The sequence below is a fragment of the Oceanobacillus kimchii X50 genome (genome assembly GCF_000340475.1).
Taxonomy (GTDB): domain Bacteria; phylum Bacillota; class Bacilli; order Bacillales; family Amphibacillaceae; genus Oceanobacillus; species Oceanobacillus kimchii.
Window position 1 is genome coordinate 509,744 of record NZ_CM001792.1, and the last position, 18,997, is coordinate 528,740.

23 protein-coding genes and 1 other annotated feature are annotated in these 18,997 nt (G+C 35.1%); of the genes, 16 read left to right on the top strand and 7 right to left on the bottom strand.

From position 1 onward, the window contains the following. The first annotated feature begins 14 nt into the window (after positions 1-14). Positions 15-938 (top strand): UDP-N-acetylmuramate dehydrogenase, encoded by a 924-nt coding sequence (gene murB / locus C794_RS02850; RefSeq protein WP_017795637.1) that lies wholly within the window; start codon positions 15-17, stop codon positions 936-938. Between the two features lie 82 nt (positions 939-1,020). Here murB and ehuA read toward each other — a convergent pair whose 3' ends face one another. The 4 genes from ehuA to ehuB all read right to left on the bottom strand — a co-directional run bounded on the left by ehuA (position 1,021) and on the right by ehuB (position 4,120). Beyond that, the gene (gene ehuA / locus C794_RS02855) at positions 1,021-1,791 is read right to left on the bottom strand and encodes an ectoine/hydroxyectoine ABC transporter ATP-binding protein EhuA (protein ID WP_017795638.1); all 771 of its coding nucleotides are present in this window, start codon (positions 1,789-1,791) and stop codon (positions 1,021-1,023) included. Continuing rightward, the gene (ehuD, locus tag C794_RS02860) at positions 1,791-2,492 is read right to left on the bottom strand and encodes an ectoine/hydroxyectoine ABC transporter permease subunit EhuD (protein ID WP_017795639.1); all 702 of its coding nucleotides are present in this window, start codon (positions 2,490-2,492) and stop codon (positions 1,791-1,793) included. The genes ehuA and ehuD overlap by 1 nt, the downstream gene beginning before the upstream one ends. Beyond that, positions 2,492-3,151 carry an amino acid ABC transporter permease gene (locus C794_RS02865; RefSeq protein ID WP_077596652.1) on the bottom strand — a complete coding sequence of 220 codons (660 nt, stop codon included), beginning with the start codon at positions 3,149-3,151 and terminating at the stop codon, positions 2,492-2,494. Before C794_RS02865 ends, ehuD begins: the two co-directional genes overlap by 1 nt. A gap of 99 nt (positions 3,152-3,250) precedes the next feature. Continuing rightward, positions 3,251-4,120 (bottom strand): ectoine/hydroxyectoine ABC transporter substrate-binding protein EhuB, encoded by an 870-nt coding sequence (ehuB, locus tag C794_RS02870; RefSeq protein ID WP_017795641.1) that lies wholly within the window; start codon positions 4,118-4,120, stop codon positions 3,251-3,253. 390 nt (positions 4,121-4,510) lie between these two features. Here ehuB and ytzI point away from each other — a divergent pair, with 390 nt between their 5' ends. Further along, positions 4,511-4,693 (top strand): YtzI protein, encoded by a 183-nt coding sequence (ytzI, locus tag C794_RS02875; protein ID WP_017795642.1) that lies wholly within the window; start codon positions 4,511-4,513, stop codon positions 4,691-4,693. Between the two features lie 58 nt (positions 4,694-4,751). Here the strand turns inward: ytzI and C794_RS02880 are convergent, their stop codons facing one another. Beyond that, entirely contained in the window at positions 4,752-5,309 is a 558-nt protein-coding gene (locus C794_RS02880) for a M15 family metallopeptidase (protein WP_017795643.1), read from the bottom strand. Between the two features lie 359 nt (positions 5,310-5,668). Between C794_RS02880 and C794_RS02885 the strand changes: the two genes are divergently transcribed. The 9 genes from C794_RS02885 to C794_RS02925 all read left to right on the top strand — a co-directional run bounded on the left by C794_RS02885 (position 5,669) and on the right by C794_RS02925 (position 13,228). Beyond that, positions 5,669-6,292, top strand: coding sequence for a glycerol-3-phosphate acyltransferase (locus tag C794_RS02885; RefSeq protein ID WP_017795644.1), 624 nt, complete (start codon positions 5,669-5,671; stop codon positions 6,290-6,292). 22 nt (positions 6,293-6,314) lie between these two features. Beyond that, the gene (locus tag C794_RS02890) at positions 6,315-6,800 is read left to right on the top strand and encodes a DUF456 domain-containing protein (RefSeq protein ID WP_026133699.1); all 486 of its coding nucleotides are present in this window, start codon (positions 6,315-6,317) and stop codon (positions 6,798-6,800) included. A gap of 19 nt (positions 6,801-6,819) precedes the next feature. Beyond that, the gene (locus C794_RS02895) at positions 6,820-7,371 is read left to right on the top strand and encodes a cysteine hydrolase family protein (RefSeq protein WP_017795646.1); all 552 of its coding nucleotides are present in this window, start codon (positions 6,820-6,822) and stop codon (positions 7,369-7,371) included. A gap of 46 nt (positions 7,372-7,417) precedes the next feature. Next, positions 7,418-7,635, top strand: a binding site (T-box leader). A 343-nt stretch (positions 7,636-7,978) separates the two neighbouring features. Further along, a complete protein-coding gene (proS, locus tag C794_RS02900; protein WP_017795647.1) occupies positions 7,979-9,415 on the top strand; it encodes a proline--tRNA ligase in 1,437 nt (478 codons plus the stop codon). A 176-nt stretch (positions 9,416-9,591) separates the two neighbouring features. Further along, complete coding sequence (locus C794_RS02905; protein ID WP_017795648.1) at positions 9,592-9,927, top strand: PadR family transcriptional regulator; 336 nt, start codon at positions 9,592-9,594, stop codon at positions 9,925-9,927. Beyond that, entirely contained in the window at positions 9,924-10,700 is a 777-nt protein-coding gene (locus C794_RS02910) for a DUF1129 domain-containing protein (RefSeq protein ID WP_017795649.1), read from the top strand. The genes C794_RS02905 and C794_RS02910 overlap by 4 nt, the downstream gene beginning before the upstream one ends. 38 nt (positions 10,701-10,738) lie before the next feature. Continuing rightward, a complete protein-coding gene (locus tag C794_RS02915; RefSeq protein WP_017795650.1) occupies positions 10,739-11,254 on the top strand; it encodes a cysteine hydrolase family protein in 516 nt (171 codons plus the stop codon). Positions 11,255-11,275: 21 nt separating this feature from the next. Then, entirely contained in the window at positions 11,276-12,439 is a 1,164-nt protein-coding gene (locus C794_RS02920) for a M20 family metallopeptidase (RefSeq protein WP_017795651.1), read from the top strand. Positions 12,440-12,550: 111 nt separating this feature from the next. Further along, on the top strand, positions 12,551-13,228 hold the full coding sequence (locus C794_RS02925; RefSeq protein WP_017795652.1) for a GNAT family N-acetyltransferase: 678 nt from the start codon (positions 12,551-12,553) through the stop codon (positions 13,226-13,228). Positions 13,229-13,280: 52 nt separating this feature from the next. Here the strand turns inward: C794_RS02925 and trhO are convergent, their stop codons facing one another. Then, positions 13,281-14,252 carry an oxygen-dependent tRNA uridine(34) hydroxylase TrhO gene (gene trhO, locus C794_RS02930; RefSeq protein ID WP_017795653.1) on the bottom strand — a complete coding sequence of 324 codons (972 nt, stop codon included), beginning with the start codon at positions 14,250-14,252 and terminating at the stop codon, positions 13,281-13,283. A 799-nt stretch (positions 14,253-15,051) separates the two neighbouring features. Here trhO and C794_RS02935 point away from each other — a divergent pair. The 5 genes from C794_RS02935 to C794_RS02955 all read left to right on the top strand — a co-directional run bounded on the left by C794_RS02935 (position 15,052) and on the right by C794_RS02955 (position 17,482). After that, entirely contained in the window at positions 15,052-15,252 is a 201-nt protein-coding gene (locus C794_RS02935; RefSeq protein ID WP_017795654.1) for a hypothetical protein, read from the top strand. Between the two features lie 480 nt (positions 15,253-15,732). Then, a complete protein-coding gene (locus C794_RS02940; protein ID WP_017795655.1) occupies positions 15,733-16,335 on the top strand; it encodes a spore coat protein in 603 nt (200 codons plus the stop codon). A 24-nt stretch (positions 16,336-16,359) separates the two neighbouring features. Further along, positions 16,360-16,788: a spore coat protein gene (locus C794_RS02945; protein ID WP_017795656.1), complete on the top strand. Its 429-nt coding sequence runs from the start codon at positions 16,360-16,362 to the stop codon at positions 16,786-16,788. 102 nt (positions 16,789-16,890) lie between these two features. After that, the gene (locus C794_RS02950; protein WP_017795657.1) at positions 16,891-17,259 is read left to right on the top strand and encodes a DUF2642 domain-containing protein; all 369 of its coding nucleotides are present in this window, start codon (positions 16,891-16,893) and stop codon (positions 17,257-17,259) included. A 16-nt stretch (positions 17,260-17,275) separates the two neighbouring features. Continuing rightward, a complete protein-coding gene (locus C794_RS02955; protein WP_017795658.1) occupies positions 17,276-17,482 on the top strand; it encodes a hypothetical protein in 207 nt (68 codons plus the stop codon). A gap of 185 nt (positions 17,483-17,667) precedes the next feature. Here the strand turns inward: C794_RS02955 and C794_RS02960 are convergent, their stop codons facing one another. Further along, complete coding sequence (locus C794_RS02960; protein ID WP_017795659.1) at positions 17,668-18,933, bottom strand: glycosyltransferase family 2 protein; 1,266 nt, start codon at positions 18,931-18,933, stop codon at positions 17,668-17,670. Positions 18,934-18,997 lie beyond the last annotated feature (64 nt).

Genomic DNA, 18,997 nt, shown 5'->3' on the forward strand with positions numbered 1-18,997 from the left:
AAGGAATGATAAATATGAAAGTCAGCCATCATTTATATGATCAACTATCACGTATTACTTCTGAAGAAAATGTGATGGTCGATGAATTAATCAGAAATCATACTTATACGAAATTAGGTGGGAAAGCAGATGTCTATATTACACCTGAAACGTATAGTGAAGTACAAGATATTATTAAGTTAGCTAATAAAGAAAAAGTTTCTTTTACAATGTTAGGTAATGGATCGAATCTGATTGTAAAAGACGGTGGAATACGTGGTATTGTAATGAACTTACAAAAACTCTCCTCTATTTGGAGGGAAGAAGATAAGATAGTGGCCCAGAGTGGAGCGCGTATTATTGATGCATCTAGGACAGCATTAGCAGAGAGCCTTGCGGGGTTAGAGTTTGCTTGTGGAATTCCCGGTTCTGTAGGTGGAGCACTCTATATGAATGCTGGTGCCTATGGTGGGGAGATAAAGGATGTCTTAGAAAGTACGATCGTAGTGACAAAAGAAGGGGATATTCGCACATTGACTGCAGCGGAGCTAGACCTTGATTATCGTACTAGTAATATTCCGGATAATGGATATATTGTATTGGAAGCAACCTTTGCATTAAATAAAGCTAATTCAACTGATATTAGAGAAGTCATGGATGATTTAACGTTTAAAAGAGAATCAAAACAACCACTTGAATATCCATCTTGTGGAAGTGTTTTTAAGCGGCCACCGGGTTATTTTGCAGGAAAACTTATTCAAGATAGTGAGCTACAAGGAACACAAATTGGTGGAGCAGAAGTATCAAAAAAACATGCTGGATTTATTGTTAATAAAAACAATGCCAGTGCTACAGAATATATTAATTTAATTCGTCACGTGCAAAAAACCGTCAAAGAAAAGTTTGATGTTCAGCTTGAACGTGAAGTAAGGATTATTGGAGAAGATCCAGTAGAATAATTAAAGTGCTACCCGTTTATTTTAACGGTTAGCACTTTTTTGTAGTAAAGTCTTGTCTTATGTCTAAATTTTAACGACCTATCTAGCCTCTAAAACGATGTAAGAATTCTTGAAGTCTGTCATTTTCAGAGTGCTCAATCACTTCACTGGCTGTACCTTGTTCGGCAATTATCCCTTCATCTAAGAATAGAACTTTATCGGCTATATCTAGAGCAAAGTCCATTTCATGTGTTACAAGAATCATCGCCATATCATCGTTTTTTGCAATGTCACGTATAACATTCAGTACTTCTCCAACTAACTCTGGATCAAGTGCAGAAGTAACCTCATCAAACAACATAATTTTCGGGCGCATAACCAGTGCGCGGGCCATTGCAACACGCTGCTTTTGCCCACCAGATAATTGGCTAGGGTAGTTATCTACTTTATCTCCTAGACCAACACGTTCTAACATTTCTATAGAACGTTTTTTAACTTCTTCTTTCGGTTCTTTTTTTACATTTATAGGAGCAGTCATGCAATTCTCTAAAATTGTCATGTGTGGAAACAAATTAAAATGTTGAAATACCATTCCGATATCTCCACGTATTTCACGCAAGTGATTCTCATTAGCAGGCACTGTTTTCCCTTTTTTCTCCATTTTCCAGAGATTCCTTCCTGCTACGATAATGTCACCGTCGGTTGGCTCTTCTAATGTCATAAGCATTCGAATAATAGTCGTTTTACCAGAACCACTCGGACCAATTACAGCAACCTTTTCAGCTGGATGAATATCTAAATTAATTCCCTTTAATACCTCTACATCACCAAAGGACTTATGGATATTTTGAAATTTTACTATCGGTTCTGTCATTACGTTAAGGCTCCTTTTTTCTTAATTTGGTTTTTATCGAAGCGTCTATTAAATTTTAACTCTAATCGCTTAATCAGCATAGCAGAAGGTAGACTCAATACTAAGAAAATGATACCTACAATGGTCAATGGTTCTACATAAGACCAGTGCTCTGAACCATATGATCTTGCCATAGACATAATTCCTGCTACGGTTATGGTGGAAGCTAGTGGCACTTCTTTAAACATAATTATAAAATAATTACCCAACATGGGAATGGTGGGTGGTATTGCCTGTGGTAAAACAATTTTCTTCCATTTATCCCAAGTAGAGAAATTTAAAGCTTTTGAAGCTTCCCATTGGCCTTTATCAACACTTTCAATACCAGAACGATAGATTTCTCCGATATACGTACTGAAATGAACTCCTAATCCAATTACACCACATAAAAATGGTGGAAGTGATACACCGATTACAGGAAGTGTAGGTAGAGCATAGAATATAAAGAACAGCTGTACAATCGGAGGGGTGGAACGTATAAATTCCATTATCCAAGTGACAATGAAGTTAAATGGTCTATTTGGTACACGTCTTAGGAATGTCCACACAAACCCAAAGACGAGTGCAAAGGCGAAACTAGCAAATGTTAAACCAATTGTTACCCAAATTCCATCAAGAACATAGGGTAGGGCATCTATAAAAGTTTCAAAACTAAATCCCATTAACTAGCAACTCCTTTCTTCGATATGTTTTCTGCTTTTCTTGTAAACCAAATTAAAGGCAATGCAAGTAAGAAATAGAAAACTAGTACTAATATATAGATAATCGGAGAAAGGTCTAGATTCGTATTGCGCATCATATTTCCATAATAAAGAATATCTGTTAATCCAATTAAGTATACAAGTGATGTACCTTTTAGCATTTGGATCGTATAGTTTCCAAACTCTGGTAACATCATCCGTATTGCTTGTGGAAGGATAATGAGACGCATACGTTGTTTTTTCGACATATTCAATGCAACCGCAGCTTCTGTTTGTCCTTTATCTACAGAAACGATTGATCCGCGTACTACTTCAGATAGATATGCCCCGTAGTTTAAACCAATGGCAATCACACCTATTACCCAGTTATTTCCTAATTGAATTCCGAAAATGATTGGAATGGCATAATATAGCCAAAATAATTGAACGATCAGTGATGTTCCACGGAATATTTCAATATAAAATCCAGTAGCAACACGTACAATTTTCGAGCTAGAAAGACGACAAAGCCCAGCGAAAAAAGCCATGAAGTATGCTAAAATAGCTGAAGCAATTAGTATGGAAACAGTTATTCCCAACCCCCGGGAGAGTTGACTGATAATATCAATTGTATCACTAATGGTGATTCACTCCTTATCTCATTTTAGTATTCACAACAAAAAAATAAGGTACGCTCCCTCGGGCAGGGAAACGGACCCTATGGAGTCTATCAAATTAAATTAAACTTCCCCATTACAAAGCTGTTCGGTCGTTACAGAACCATCTTCTACAAAGTTGTTTTCAGGGTGAAAGCCATTCTTTTCAAGCAATTCAGCCACAGTTCCATCTTCTTTTAGTTCTTTTAATTTTTCATTATAAGCATCACGTAATTCTTCGTTATCAGGATGGAATGCTGCTCCACCATAGCTTGGAACACCAGGAATATCTGGTTGCTCAAATGTTTCTACAAGTTCTAGGTCCTCTGTATTAGCAGAAGCAAAATTTTCTCGAACAGTCATCTCTGTTCCGGTTGTTGCATCAGCACGTCCTGATTGAACCGCAGAGAATGTTGCAGGAATATCACCTGCAGTAGTGATCTGATCAGGGTTCACTCCAACTTCTTCTAAGTAACCAATCTCAGTTGCACCCTCCATTACGATAACTGTTACATCGGGATTATCAGCAATGTCTTGATAGCTTTCTAAACCGTGAGGGTTTCCGGCAGCTACAACAAGTCCTTCCCCATACTGCATGGTAGGTTCACTGAACAATGCATTTTCACAACGAGCTGGTTGAATTGCCATTCCAGCGGTAATTACATCAAATTGGCCAGCTTGAACACCTGGGATTAATTCTCCCCATTCGGAAAGCTTTCCTTCTACATTATCGATACCAAGTTCTGCAAAGACTGCTTTTGCAATATCAACTGATGCCCCTGATAATTCACCATTATCATTTTCATAAGCATAAGGAGATTCGTTTGCGAAACCAACTTCCACAGTTCCTTCATCTTGTAAGTCTTCTAAACTACCGCTGTCAGAACCGCAGGCAGCTAAGAAGAACACTAGTATTGCACTAAGTATGACTACCGTTATTAACTTTTTTTTCAACTTTATTGACCTCCTAGTAATTTTATAAATTCTATGAAAAAATAACTATGAATACGGACTGAATTCTATCATCTCTAGTAAAATATCACCGCATCATAGTTTCAAAAAAAGAATGTGGTGTTTGCCCAACATTCGTTACTAAACATGTTACAGAGATATGAAAAACTTCTCAAATGCTGTGTATTCTGATAATTTACAATTAACCTTTATATTTTTATATTTCAAGAATATAAGCAGGCGTATGCAAAGATATACTTTTATATAATTATATATGCTTGGGTATACATGGAATTTGCTGTAAAAGAGTGGTTAGAATCAAAATATTGTGATTGAAAGAAATTTGGATATTCGATACTCTAAAAGAAGCAAGTATGTAAAGCGAGGGATAGTATGTCTGGTTCCATGATAACTGTCATAATTGTTTCTGTAGTTGTTGTTGCAATGGTAGTCGGGTTATCGTTGTTAACGCTGTCTAAAGGGTATGGGTATAACCATACGATTGATCCGCTTCCAGATGAGGAAAAAAATAAGGAAGAAAATGAAAAAGACGGAGAAAAAAAGAATAACCAATAAAAAACAAAACCATTCATGATACCGACTAAAAAACGTTCAGTTATACATGAATGGTTCTTTATTTATCTGGAGGCCTATAGCCTTTTTGAAGCTCATTTATACTTAAGCCGAATGTCATTTGAAGGTGAGGATAATCCTTAAAGTGCTGCCAATCGCCTCCCCATTCAAAACCGATATCTTTAGCAATCTCAGCGACTTCAAACCAATCGGATTCACCATTATCATTGCCGTCGTAATGAATATCCCAAATCACATTGCCATTATTGTCTTTAATAGCATAATCAATTGCTAATCCATAATTATGATAGCTTTCTCCACCTTGTGCATGTGTTACAATGGTTCCTTCTTTGGATCGTCCTCTTGCATAAAGTTCATCCTGTCTCTCTTTGGAGCGGACATCATCAGTTATCATGACATCAATATCTATCTTCGAAGCTTGATCAATTAAATCATTTTTAGCTTTTTCCACTACGGGGTGTAATTCAGAAGCCTCAGTTGCTTCTTCACCAACATAAACAGTTTCCGGCTGATTTGCTTCTTGATAAATCATAAAAACAATAGCTACAAAAAGGATAATGAGCATCCAAGTAGTTATAAAATGTGTTAAGCCTCTCATTAAGCTTTTTGCTCCTTTTTTGACAAGATAAATGTCTTTAAAAGAATAACATGGATAGTCATATAGGGAAATTTAATTATACGTATTGAAGAAAAATTGTCATGATTTATCTATTTGATGGAAATCATTCCAATTTACATTTTAACTTCCCTCTCACCTATAAATAAAGGTGATTGATTATATGAAAGCGTAAACATATAATGAAGTAAAACTTCATTCTTTTGAAGGGGTTTTAAAATCGTAAGGGGAAGTGAGACTTATCTAAGTTGTTCGTTTCTGCTATAGAGAGCATATATTTCATTAGATGGTGACTTGCGAAAAATTGCATAATGCGGCGACGATTAAAAGGGGGGAGAAGAATGTATTATGTAGTTGCTTGTTTACTAGGATATATATTTGGTTGTATACATGGTTCCCAGATCGTAGGTAAGTTAAAAGGTGTTAATATTAAAGAAGCAGGTGTAAAAAATGCAGGCGCTTCGAATACAACCATTTTATTAGGTTGGAAATATGGAATTATTGTAGCATTTATTGATATATTTAAAGCAACAGCCGCCATATTATTGCTGTTAATATTACTTCAGGAAAATGCAGTACCCACTCAAGAACAACATATTTATATCTATTTAACGGCACTATTTGTTATTATAGGACATAACTATCCGATAACGATGCATTTTAGCGGTGGGAAAGGAACTGCATCTCTTGTTGGAGCTTTAATAGCGATTGATTGGCGGATAGCATTAATTGGGATAGGAATACTGATAATATTTACTATCGCTACGGATTATTTAGCAATCGGAGTTTTGTGTATGTATATCTCATTTCTCATAACAACCTATTACTTCTTTGGTTTAGCTCCATTTCTTATCGTAATTGGGTTATCTGTTTTGGGTATTTATAAACATATTGAAAATTATAAGCGGATAAAAGGGAAAGAAGAAACAAAACTATCCAGTATGTTTGGAAAAAAAGCAAGTTAAAGATGTGATTGGAGGTATTTCTTTGTTTGACATTATCATATGGATTATTATCGCACTATTATTTATCGCTAGTTTTATAGGTATTATTTTTCCGATTATACCTTCAGTTCTAGTAATCTGGATTGGTTTTATACTTTATCAATTTGTTCTGAGTGGAGATCAATTAAATACGTTATTTTGGATAGCAATGATAGTTATTACTGTTTTACTATTTAGTGCCGATATTATCGCCAATAGTTATTTTGTACGACGTTTTGGAGGCAGTAAAACAGGGGAACGTGCAGCTGCGGTTGCGGTCATAATTGGATCATTTATAACCCCTCCATTTGGAATTATTTATATACCGTTCTTAGTAGTATTGATTGTTGAGAAAATACAAAACCGAACGTTTAAAGAAGCATTTCGATCAGCAATTGGTTCTCTTATTGGTTTCCTGGGAGGTTCAGTTGCAAAGATTGTCTTACAGCTAATTATGATTATTTGGTTCTTAATTTTAATCTTGTTTTAAGAAAGGGAGTTTAGAGTAAATGACAAAAAAAGCATTAATAAATATTGATTACACTATTGATTTTGTAGCAGAAGATGGTGCACTTACTACTGGAAAACCTGGACAAGCCATTGAAAGTAAAATTGTACAAATAACAAAGTCATTTGCTGAACAAGGTGATTATGTAGTGTTTGCTATTGATGCACATCAACCCGATGATGAACATCATCCCGAACAAAAACTTTTTCCTCCACATAATATAGTTGGTACAAAAGGTAGGCAATTGTTTGGAGAGTTAGAAACTCTATATCAACGTATAAAAGAACAGGAAAATGTCTATTACTTTGATAAGACGAGATATAGTGCTTTTGCTGGTACAGACTTAGAGTTGAAGCTAAGAGAACGTGGAATTGAAGAAATCCATCTTGTTGGTGTTTGCACAGACATATGTGTTTTGCATACAGCTGTAGATGCATATAATAAGGGCTTTCGAATTGTAATTCATAAAGACGCAGTGGCTAGTTTTAATCAAGTGGGGCATGAATGGGCGCTTGGGCATTTTGAACAGTCGATTGGTGCAGAGGTAAGATAGTCGCACACTTGACTTTCATAGCGTCTGACTATATATTTAAAACATAAATGAAACGTGGACGGAGACTAGTACTTTTGTTTATCTAACACAGAGAGGGAGAGAATGCTGAGAATCTTCCATAGATAATTTTAGGAACCTACCTCCTGAGTTCGCCATCGAAAGGCTTTGCTATAAGATGTGCGCGGTGAAATCCGTTATCTACATAAAGTGTGTATCCAATCTGGATGCAAACAAGGGTGGTACCACCAGACCTCGGTCCCTTTTACGGATGGAGGATTTTTTGTGTTTTCAAATACATTTTAAATGAGTCAATTTCATAATTGCAAATTTACATTTAATAAAGGAATAATTAATGATATCTATATATTAAAGTTCGCATTATAGAAAATATTTGGCTTTGATTAGAATGTAAGACGGCGACTCATGCAGGAACAGCGCGGGCTGAAGATACACTCATAAATTGTGTTTTTCTTTTTAAGTTAGTTAAAACCAGTCCCTGCTAAAAAACAACTGTCTGCAACGGAAGTCAAACAGTATAACATTCAGATTTCATGCAAAATAACTTTTTATGAAATTGATTTAAATAGATGAAAATGAGGTGTAAGAAGTGGGAAAGAAAAATAAACAGTTCGTGGAAAAAATTACTGCGATGGAAGATGATTTTGCACAATGGTATACCGATGTTGTGAAGCAAGCAGACTTGGTAGACTATGGTCAAGTTAGAGGAACAATGATTATTAAACCTTATGGGTATGCTATTTGGGAAAATATTAAAAATGAATTGGATCGTATGTTTAAAGAAACTGGACATACAAATGTAGCCTTTCCTTTATTTATACCAGAGAGTTTGCTTCAAAAGGAGAAAGATCACGTAGAAGGATTTGCTCCGGAAGTTGCATGGGTAACTCATGGTGGAGAAGAAGAATTAGCAGAACGTATTGCGGTCCGTCCAACATCAGAAGTGCTTTTCTGTGACTACTATTCTAATAACATTCATTCCTATCGTGACCTTCCAAAACTTTATAATCAATGGGGAAATGTTGTTCGTTGGGAGAAGACAACACGTCCGTTTCTACGTTCTTCAGAATTCCATTGGCAAGAAGGTCATACTGCACATGCTACAGATGAAGAAGCAACAGAAGAAACAAATCGCATGTTAGAAACCTATGCAAAACTTGTGGAAGAGTATCTAGCTGTCCCAGTACTAAAAGGACGAAAAACAGATAAAGAAAAATTCGCAGGTGCAAAATTCACGTTAACGATTGAAGCATTGATGCATGATGGTAAAGCTTTACAATCAGGAACTTCTCATCATTTTGGAACTGGATTTGCAGAAGCATTTGATATTAATTATCTTGATAAAGATGGCAGGAGCCAATTTGTTCATCAAACATCTTGGGGATTATCGACGCGTATCATGGGCGCATTGATTATGGTACATGGAGATAATCGTGGACTTGTTGTTCCTCCGAAAATTGCACCAACGCAGGCGATGATTGTTCCGATTGCTCAACATAAAGAAGGCGTACTTGATAAAGCTTATGAACTACGGGATAAATTAGCGAAAGTTGCTCGAGTAGATATTGACGGTAGTGATAAGATGCCAGGTTGGAAGTTCAATGAATATGAAATGAAAGGGATACCTGTTCGTGTAGAAATGGGTCCAAAAGACATTGAAAAAGAACAAGTTGTCCTCGTGCGACGTGATACTGGAGAGAAAGAATTTGTTCCAGTAACTGATGTGGAGACTCGTTTAGTTGAATTGCTCGATGAAGTTCAATCGAATCTATATCAACGTGCGTTAGATCATCGAGATGAGATGACTACTGTTGCAAAAGATATGGATGAATTTAAAGAGAAAATCGAAAAAGGCGGATTTATTAAAGCGATGTGGTGTGGAGATGTGAGTTGTGAGGAATCCATCAAAGAAGAAACAACTGCAACATCTCGCTGTATACCTTTTGAAGAAGAAAAAGTAGCAGACACTTGTGTATGTTGTGGTAAAGAAGCAAAAGAACTAGTATATTGGGCTAGAGCATACTAAAATATGTGAATGATGAGCGGTAATTCAGAGTGATATCTGATTTACCGCTTCGTTTTGTTAACTCAATACCTTGCAATACAAGGTATTGAGTTATATACTGATTACATATCTTGTATTACAAGGTATAAGCATTTAATAATATTATGCATTACAAGATCATAAGTGGAGGCTATGTAATGTCACAAACTCAAATGTTGAAAGGGATCCTAGACGGCTGTCTGCTCGCAATTATTCATGGTGAAGAATGCTATGGATACGAAATGGCTCAGAAATTAAGCGATTATGGATTTCATCATGTCAGTGAAGGAACAATCTATCCGTTACTCATGAGAATGCAACGAGAAAATCTAGTTCAATCTGTAAAAAAAGCATCAATTGCTGGACCGCAAAGAAAATATTATTCATTGACGGAAGAAGGAAAGAGAGAATTAACAGAATTTATAACAAAATGGAATCAACTTCAATCGAGTGTGAATGACATTTTACAAAAAGAAAGTGAGGATAAACAATGAGTATGGAATCGTCGTTAAGTAAAGAAAGTGTTCGTTTTATAGAGAACCTGCGATTATATCTATTTGCAAGTGGTAAGAAAACAGAAGAAATCAATGAAATTGTTGAAGAATTACAAGGTCACTTATTGGAGGCGGAAGAGTCAGGAAAAAATATTCATCAGGTAGTAGGGGATTCCCCAGAAGAGTATATGCAAATGATCTCAAAAGAAATGAAAGTAGATGTAAAATCTTGGATGATGTACATACCATTAATTTTAATTGGTGGCATATCTTTTAGTATATTTGGAAATTTATTAGAAGGAAGCAATTTTACACTAAACTATAGTTTGCTACAAATCATAGGTATTGTGTTGCACGGTATTTTCTTTTTAACAGGAACAGTCATTGCTTTTCGGTATGTTTCAAGAAAGCAAACGTTAGGATTAAAACAGTATGTGATTATTGCTGTACCAGTTATTTTAAGTATGTTGTTTTATTTGGCAGTGCTGTTTATCAATCATTTATATCCATCACCGATGTATCATTTTAGCCTATTAACAAGTTTAATTGTTGCATCACTTGCGGCTATACTAGTGATTGGTCTATCTGTATGGGCAAAAACTGCTGTTCTACCGTTTGTATTAATTGCATTACATCTACCAAGTTATCTGCTAATGTATACGAATGTTAGCGAAGATAATCGATTAATTATCGGTATGTTAATTAGTTATGTACTTATTGGAGCCTATTTCTTTTTTGAATTAAGACGACTGAAAGGTGATACAGAAGAATGATAGTATGAAAATATAATTATTTGATTGGGGTGTATGGGGTGAGTAAATCTGCATTAGTAATTATTGATGTGCAAAATGCGATGTTTGATGAAGGAGTTTACAATGGGGAACAGTTATTGGAAGAGTTACAGATGCTCATAGTAACAGCAAGAGAATCATCCGTACCAATTTTTTATGTGCAACATAATGAAGCGCCAGGGGAGTCATTAGAGAATGGATCTGTTGGATGGGAGATTCGACAAGAGATAACACCTAAGGGCCAAGATGTCGTTATTCAGAAAACAACTCCAGATGCATTTTATCGTACCAATTTTCTAGATGAACTAATGAGATATGAAGTGGAACATCTCTTGGTAACGGGTATACAAACAGAAGTATGTGTCGATACGACGATGCGAAGTGCATTTAACCACGGATATAAAGTTTCCTTAGTATCGGATGCACATAGTACATTTGATAATGAAATATTAACCGCAGATAAAATTATTGCGCATCATAATCAAACGCTACGCTTTTTTGGAAAAGTAATTAAACGTAATGAATGTACGTTTTAATAAAGTTGATGGAGGATTAGAATGAAGCAGCTTTTAAATCATAAAATGGAAGAAATTATACCAGCTCTAATAGATATTAGTGATTATTTGTACTACCATCCAGAGCTAGGAGATCAAGAATTTGAATCAATGAAACTCCTTACCAATCTTCTAGAAAAGCATGGTTTTCAAGTGCAGACAAATATTGTAGAAAGACAGACTGCATTTCATGCAACCTTTTCTGGAGCACAACCTGGTCCTAATATTGCTTATTTAGCGGAATACGATGCACTGCCAGGTGTTGGACATGGATGTGGCCATAATTTAATCGGAACAATGAGTGTTGGAGCTGCCATTGCTCTAAGTAAGCTAATATCTGAAATTGGAGGAACGGTGCATGTATTCGGAACACCTGCCGAAGAAACGAATGGAGCCAAGGTTCCGATGAGTGAACAAGGGATTTTTGATAAATTAGATGCCGCAATGATTCTTCATCCTGGAAATATATCTCATGAAAGTGGCGATGCTTTGGCGATGGATGCGATACAGTTTAGCTATACGGGTAAACCTGCACATGCAGCGGCTGCGCCTGAACAGGGAATCAATGCCTTAGACAGTGTGATTCAGTTGTTTAATGGTATTAATGCTCTACGTCAACATGTAACAAGTGACGTTCGGATGCATGGAATTATTACAGAGGGTGGTGTAGCAGCGAATGTTGTGCCAGAAAAGGCAACCGCTCAATTCTATATTCGTGCAAAGGATCGTAGTTACTTAAATCGCTTGGTCCTTCAAGTAAAAGATATTGCAAGTGGTGCTGCAGCTATGACGGGTGCAGCATTAGAAATAACAAACTATGAGTTGAGCTATGATAATATGATTACCAATCAACAATTATCAGAGGTATTCACAAAAAACTTAAAAGAAACAAGTGAACTTCCAGTACATCCTGCGAAAGAATCTTATGGCTCTATTGATATGGGAAATGTGAGTCAAGTTGTACCTGCGATTCATCCATATATTGGGATGAACAAATCGGATATTATTGCACATACAACAGAGTTTGCTAAGCAGACAATAACGGAAGATGGGCATAAAACTTTATGTGATGGAGCATTGTCGCTTGCTAAAACAGGTTATGATTTATTAACCGATGAAGCTTTAATTCATGCAATTCGACAAGAGTTTAATCAATCGAAGAAATAATGAAGAATGGTTGTTGCCGTAAAATCATGTAAACTCATAGAAAATCTCTCCTTTGTAAAAATTATATCAATGGCCATGGAGTGGTCAAAATAGAAAGGTAAGGTTATTATTATGCAGCATGTATTACGAGATGGTACGAATGTTGACGTAAGATACTTAACTAGAGAAGATTTACCTGTAATTATGCAACTACAGGATATAGTAATTGAAGAATTAATTGATAAAGATAGCTTAGAACCTTTGTCAAGAGAGGAATTTCTTACTATCCTATCCGATGATAAGTTAATGATAGGAGTATTTGATCAACAGATATTAATTGGTTTTCGAGCATTTCTAAACCCTATAAATGATGAGGAAGGGTTAGGAAAGGATATCGGATTACTAGAAAGCGATTACCCTCGTATTGTGTATTCGGAGATATCAAATGTTCACCCCGATTATCGGGGAAATGGTTTACAGACATTTATGGGGAAAACTTGGATGGATTCATTGGATAGACGAGATTTTCGGTACATTTTAGCGACAGTAGCTCCTTTTAATATAGCAAGTTTAAAGGATAAATTTGCTTTAGGGATGAAGATTTATCGATTAAAGAATAAATATGGCGATAAACTCCGCTATATTTTTTGTAAGGACCTACAAGCTAACAATAATCAAATAAAAGAAATAACAAAAATTGAAATGGGAGATATCCAAAAGCAACAGCAATACTTAAATGATGGATATGTAGGATTGAAGATGATGCAGGTGAAAGATACTTGGCATGTAGAGTATGTTAAATATGAATAAGAAAAAAAAGATCTGACAGGGTAGAGTTTGTCAGATCTTTTTTTATCTAAAGCTATACTTCTTGTGTTAAAGATTCGCCAATCGCTTGTAATCTTTCTTCGACTTGAGTTCCAGTGAGTTCATGTTCTTTCACATATAAGTTGCGAGGAGTAACACGACATTCATGTGTACAACCCCGTAAATATTTATGCTCATTTTCCTCTGAAGCAAGTATTTGTTTATTACACTCTGGGTTTGCGCAATTTACATATCTCTCACAAGGTTCACCGTCAAAGTAATCTTTCCCAATGATAACATGTTCTTTACGGTTTACTGGTACACTAATACGCTCATCAAATACGTATAGCTGACCATCCCAAAGTTCACCTTGTACTTCAGGGTCTTTTCCATAAGATACAATTCCACCGTGTAATTGAGCGACGTCTTCAAAACCTTCTTTTACCAGCCATCCTGAAAACTTCTCACAACGAATTCCGCCTGTACAATAGGTAACGACTTTTTTACCTTCTAACATATCCTTATTCTCTTGAACCCAATCAGGAAGGTCGCGGAAAGTTTTGATATCAGGTCGGATTGCACCTCGGAAGTGCCCTAAGTCATATTCATAATCATTACGTGCATCCAATACAACTGTATTTTCATCTTGTAATGCTTGATAAAAATCTTTTGGTTCTAAATATTCTCCTGTTGTTTCTAATGGATTCACATCATCTTCAAGACGTAAAGTCACTAGTTCAGGGCGTGGGCGAACGTGCATTTTTTTAAATGCATGACCCTCATGAGAATCCACTTTAAATGTCATATCATGGAAGCGTGCATCGTTGTGCATGTGGTCCATATATGCATTGGTTTGTTCAATAGTTCCTGACACAGTACCATTTATTCCTTCATTTGCAACTAAGATGCGTCCCTTTAAACCAATCTCCTTGCAATAGCGTAAATGCTCTGCAGCAAAGGTTTCTGGATCATCAATGGTTACATATTGGTAATACAACAATACTTGATATTCTTGCTTTTTTTCCATTTTCTTTACCACCTATTCATTCATATTTGCAAGATATAAATGTTGGTAGGTATCTATACTATTTTTTATCTTGCAAATAAACATTGTAGCATGGCTTCATTGCTTTTTCAATTCCCTATAATTTATCAAGGTGCAAATGGCTTTCGACTTGTATTCCTAAAAAAGAACAAGAAAAAGAACCTTGAATAACCAATCGTTTTGTTGCTCATTTCCACTTGTTTTCTGTTCAGAAAGATAAAAACTTAAAGGATTTTTTGACATTCTCTTTTTTCTTTGTTAAGCCATCCGTCAACCTTAACCAATGATCTGTATGATGGCACTGCTTATAATGATTTTGGGGTTTAGTCTGATTTGTACTTATTTTAGCATGTCTTTTTTCTTAATTACCTTTGCCTTTCTCAAAGCCAATTCTAACTATGATAGCAGGATAAACAAGACCGCGTAAACCCATTATTATAGTTATTACCCATATGTGAATACACCCCCTTTTTTAATCAGAGGTCTGTATTATATACAAAAAAGGTAACAGCATTACCTTAGTAAACGGGTAAAACTGAATAGTTGATTCCGCCCTATTTAGGTTTATTAGAAAGACTCTTTAGCCTTGTAACATAATTAAGCTTTCATGTATATAAAGTTATTAGCACCAAAAAATTATCATATTATGCCTCATCTTAATCCCCTTGTTTTAAAAAAAAGTGCCATACGGAAGTAAAAATAAAATAGTCAACCGCATAGTCAATTTAGGTTTTTAAACCATAGAATATTAATATAATAAAATGGAAGTGGGTGAATATTTATGGCAAATTCAGATAATTCATTGCCTAATAAAGTTGTAGAAGTAATGGTGGATAGCATCTTTAGAAAAAATGGTCTGAAATCAGAAGACTTGAAAGAGAAACTATCCGACGATCAGAAAAAAATGTTGAAAGAAATGGTAGAAGATTTAAAGGAGCAGGTAGAACAATTTAATAACAAAGAAAAAGACGAAAAAAAATAAAAAACGAGTCAATAAGTAATATTTTTTATAGCTTGTAAAGAAAACAGATGTTTTTTCTTTATAAGCTTTTTATTTTATAAAAATAATAAACATATATCTTTTTAGACAAACAGTCCGTTTAGATCTGAGTGTAGAGCAACTAGTGTAACTTTCTCATATCTGTTCTTATACCTTTGTGGTGAAAGCCACCTTCGATTCATACAACTCCCTAAAGAACCCGAGCGCAGTTCGCACATTGCTGCGACGCTTTAGAAGGGCTAGTAAAGGCGTTGGGACAGGATGGCAACTCTTGGGCTGCAAGGGCACTGTACCATTGTAAGATCAGTTTTATCATATTTGTGATGAACCCCCTAAAAACTTTTGTGTTCTTAACCTAGAACTAGGTGTTTTCATTAATTTTTATAATATTAGGGAAAGTGTGCAACCATCTAGTTGAAAAATCCATAGATTATTTTATAACCACTAGAAAGGAGTGTTAATATGACAACTTATCGAAGTTCAAATGCTGGGGACCGTTACCAAGAAAATCGATACTTTTATTATGATCATGAACAAAAACATCTTGAGCCTGTAGCGGAAAAACGGCATGAATGTGGATGTGATCATCACTGTGATTGTCATTGTGATCACGATTGCAAAGATACTTGCGACTACGATTACAAGAGTAATTCACATTTCGATAAAAATTATTTTAACGATAGTAACGATGATGCAACAGTTGTACAGGATGCTAACCAATACTCATTTATGGATCAGGAATCTGCTGAACTGATTTGGGTAAGGGAATCCTGTGATATCGAAGTGAACACGACAGATACTCAAGTTGGAGTAACTTTGCAGGCAGCATTACAGTTGGCAATCGCCTTAGTTATTAGAGTCACAATTGGAGATTCAGAACGAGGGGATGCTGTAGCCCAAGAATTAATACAGTTTTCTGATATTGACCAAGTAAACAAACAAAAAATTTATATCTATAATACCAAAGATGCTAGAGTAACCACTACAGATACAGATTTGGCTATTAATATTCAACTTTTGCTTCAAGTGTTAGTAGCGATAATCCTGTTAGTTGATATTTTATAAATTTAATGAATTGAGGTGAGAAGGATGACATACGCTAAAGAATGGCGTGCATTGGATCATTGTGATGACGACAAAAATAATGCTGATATAGAGCAAGAGGCGGATCAGGTTAAATCGGAAAAGCAGTTCTCAGATGAATGGATTATCATTAAAGACTCTGAAGGTGTAGAAGTTACCAGTACAGATACGCAGGCGGCAATTTCTCTTCAGATCGGTATTCAGGTCGCAATCGCAGTTGTTCTTAGTATAACTATTGCAGACTCCGAACGATCCGATGATGTATTACAAGACTTTAAACAGGTAATTAAAGTAAAGCAAAGTAATCGTCAAAAAACGATTGTGGAAAAATCGAAAAATGTAAGCATTACAACAACTGATACCGATATTGCTATTAATATTCAATTGCTTATCCAAGTGCTTGTTGCTATAGTAGTTAGCCTGGATATTCTATAATCACAATTTTTAAAGAAAACAGATAGTAGGTTTATTTCTACAAGTTTCTATTCATGGGTTCCTGTTATGTTGGAAAATTTAAAACAGGAAGGATGAAAGAAATTGGCTAATTTGACAGAGCGCCAGGCAAGGTTGTTATCTCTTCTTCAAAACTTGCAAAACTTAAATACAAACTCATTAACGAATACTGATTTTTCAATTGATTTTCCGAGCATTGATTTAGGTATAGACTTGGGAGGAATTAGTATTGGTAGTGGTGGAAATGGAGAGAACGGAAACGGAGGTAGTTTACCAAGTAATATACGACAAGTATTACTTGGCCTATTAAATGAAAATGTGGATGTCTCTACTCCGTTTGGTATCGTATCAGGACTTCTTATTTCTGTGCTAAATGACTATATTGTTCTGATTGATAATGGAGAACAAGTGCTAGTTTTAATTGATAAAATCGAAACAGTAAACGAATCTTAAAAAGGAGAGATAATTAATGAATAATACGTTTGCAGCTGAATTAGCTTCCCGTATAGGAACAACAATTGAGATTGCTACAGACAATAACCTGATTGAAGGCGTATTATCCAGTGTTTCACTTGGAGTGGTTCTAGTGATTGAAACTGGTGGTTATAGTGGTAGTAATAGACGATATATTGCTTTGAGTGCAATTAATTTTGTCCGCTTTTCTAGTGCGGCATAAGTTAAGATCCTAGTCAAAGATATATTACGGTAACACTTGGTTGGCTGGCGAGTCTATGAGTAGTTTTAAATTTAAGAAGGCTCGCCTGTGCCATCCTCTCACTAGATTATTCATTTTTTTCAATTAAGGTATTTTATAAAGCGTTATATTACTAATTGTTATGTCACATCCCTTATGCACTTAGTTTAATCTGTCTTGAAATTTTGTTCCATATACTTTACATAATCTCGCCATTTGAAATGGTTATTTTTAGTAATGCTTTGATCATGTTCTCTTACATTGTAAATAGTAAAATCATAATAACAAAAATTTCCGCGATCCAATAAGGAATGCAGTACTGTCACATCTTCATATAATCTACCTTCTTCAAAAGGAATTGTTGGAAATCCATGAATTGATTTTAAACTAGATGTACGATAGATTCTTGGACCCAGAGGTAAGGAGTATTTAAATAATTGTTGTTTATGATGAATTTGTTTTCCTTTTGCATGCGTAGTATATATTACTTCATCGTTAGGGAGTTGCTTCCATTTTCTGAAATTACCATAAAGAAGAACATACTTTTTTTCTAAATAGTGGAGATAATTTTTAATGGTTGATATAGCGTCGTAGTCTAACCAATCATCCGCATCTAATTCAAGAATGAAATCGCTATTTACGTAAGAGAGCAATTTATTTAATGCCTTCGCTTTTCCTTTATTCTTTTGATAGTAGGTACGTATTGGTTGAAACTTGGTCCATTGATTAATACGGGAAGCAGTGAGATCAGTTGATCCATCATCCATAATAAGAATTTCATCCGCTGGTTCATTTTGTAAATATGCAGATTGGATGGCAGTGTCAACATAAGATTCTGCATTATAAGCACAAATTAAGACAGCGATTGAAGGAGCTTGTTTGTAGTTAAGTTTAGAACTATAAGAATGGATTACTTGTTGTTTTTCCACTTCAGATCTAGAATTATTAACCTTTGTTGGTTTGATATTTAATATCTTTGATGTACTAAAATTTTCTTTACTTAACCATAAGGGAAAGATTGCCTCTTGAAATACAAGGTGTTTACTTGAATGAAATGGATACTTTATTAATGTTGATATTGGAACTAAGGCAGGGTAGTTAATCGTTACATTTCTATATTCTTTTTCTATATGATATATTGTGTCTTTTGCTATCGAAAAATTACTTTGTAAATAGTCGGTATTATAAAAAAATAATACCGCTGTTGCTTTTGATTTTTCGATTATACGATTAAGCGTTAAACCTAAATCATTGTCTATAAGAGAAATTTGTTCTAGTAGAGGATTGTTAATATCTTTCGTCAAACTGTTATTTTTTAAATTAATACATCGAATCTCCGAAACAGATGATTTTAGTGGTTTAAGGGATTGTAATGTATTCATAAATGTCTGTTTATTCAGGCTATTAATAATACAAACTAGAAAATTGTTCAATTTATATTCCTCCATTCACGGTTAAAATTTATGTATTGAAAAAGAAAATCATGCTTAATAAGTG

Coding starts and splice junctions, on each gene's coding strand:
- murB (WP_017795637.1), top strand. CDS start 15: ATGAAAGTCAGCCATCATTTATATGATCAACTATCACGTATTACTTCT.
- ehuA (WP_017795638.1), bottom strand. CDS start 1,791: ATGACAGAACCGATAGTAAAATTTCAAAATATCCATAAGTCCTTTGGT.
- ehuD (WP_017795639.1), bottom strand. CDS start 2,492: ATGGGATTTAGTTTTGAAACTTTTATAGATGCCCTACCCTATGTTCTT.
- ytzI (WP_017795642.1), top strand. CDS start 4,511: ATGTCTGGTTCCATGATAACTGTCATAATTGTTTCTGTAGTTGTTGTT.
- C794_RS02880 (WP_017795643.1), bottom strand. CDS start 5,309: ATGAGAGGCTTAACACATTTTATAACTACTTGGATGCTCATTATCCTT.
- C794_RS02885 (WP_017795644.1), top strand. CDS start 5,669: ATGTATTATGTAGTTGCTTGTTTACTAGGATATATATTTGGTTGTATA.
- C794_RS02895 (WP_017795646.1), top strand. CDS start 6,820: ATGACAAAAAAAGCATTAATAAATATTGATTACACTATTGATTTTGTA.
- C794_RS02905 (WP_017795648.1), top strand. CDS start 9,592: ATGTCACAAACTCAAATGTTGAAAGGGATCCTAGACGGCTGTCTGCTC.
- C794_RS02910 (WP_017795649.1), top strand. CDS start 9,924: ATGAGTATGGAATCGTCGTTAAGTAAAGAAAGTGTTCGTTTTATAGAG.
- C794_RS02920 (WP_017795651.1), top strand. CDS start 11,276: ATGAAGCAGCTTTTAAATCATAAAATGGAAGAAATTATACCAGCTCTA.
- C794_RS02925 (WP_017795652.1), top strand. CDS start 12,551: ATGCAGCATGTATTACGAGATGGTACGAATGTTGACGTAAGATACTTA.
- trhO (WP_017795653.1), bottom strand. CDS start 14,252: ATGGAAAAAAAGCAAGAATATCAAGTATTGTTGTATTACCAATATGTA.
- C794_RS02935 (WP_017795654.1), top strand. CDS start 15,052: ATGGCAAATTCAGATAATTCATTGCCTAATAAAGTTGTAGAAGTAATG.
- C794_RS02940 (WP_017795655.1), top strand. CDS start 15,733: ATGACAACTTATCGAAGTTCAAATGCTGGGGACCGTTACCAAGAAAAT.
- C794_RS02945 (WP_017795656.1), top strand. CDS start 16,360: ATGACATACGCTAAAGAATGGCGTGCATTGGATCATTGTGATGACGAC.
- C794_RS02955 (WP_017795658.1), top strand. CDS start 17,276: ATGAATAATACGTTTGCAGCTGAATTAGCTTCCCGTATAGGAACAACA.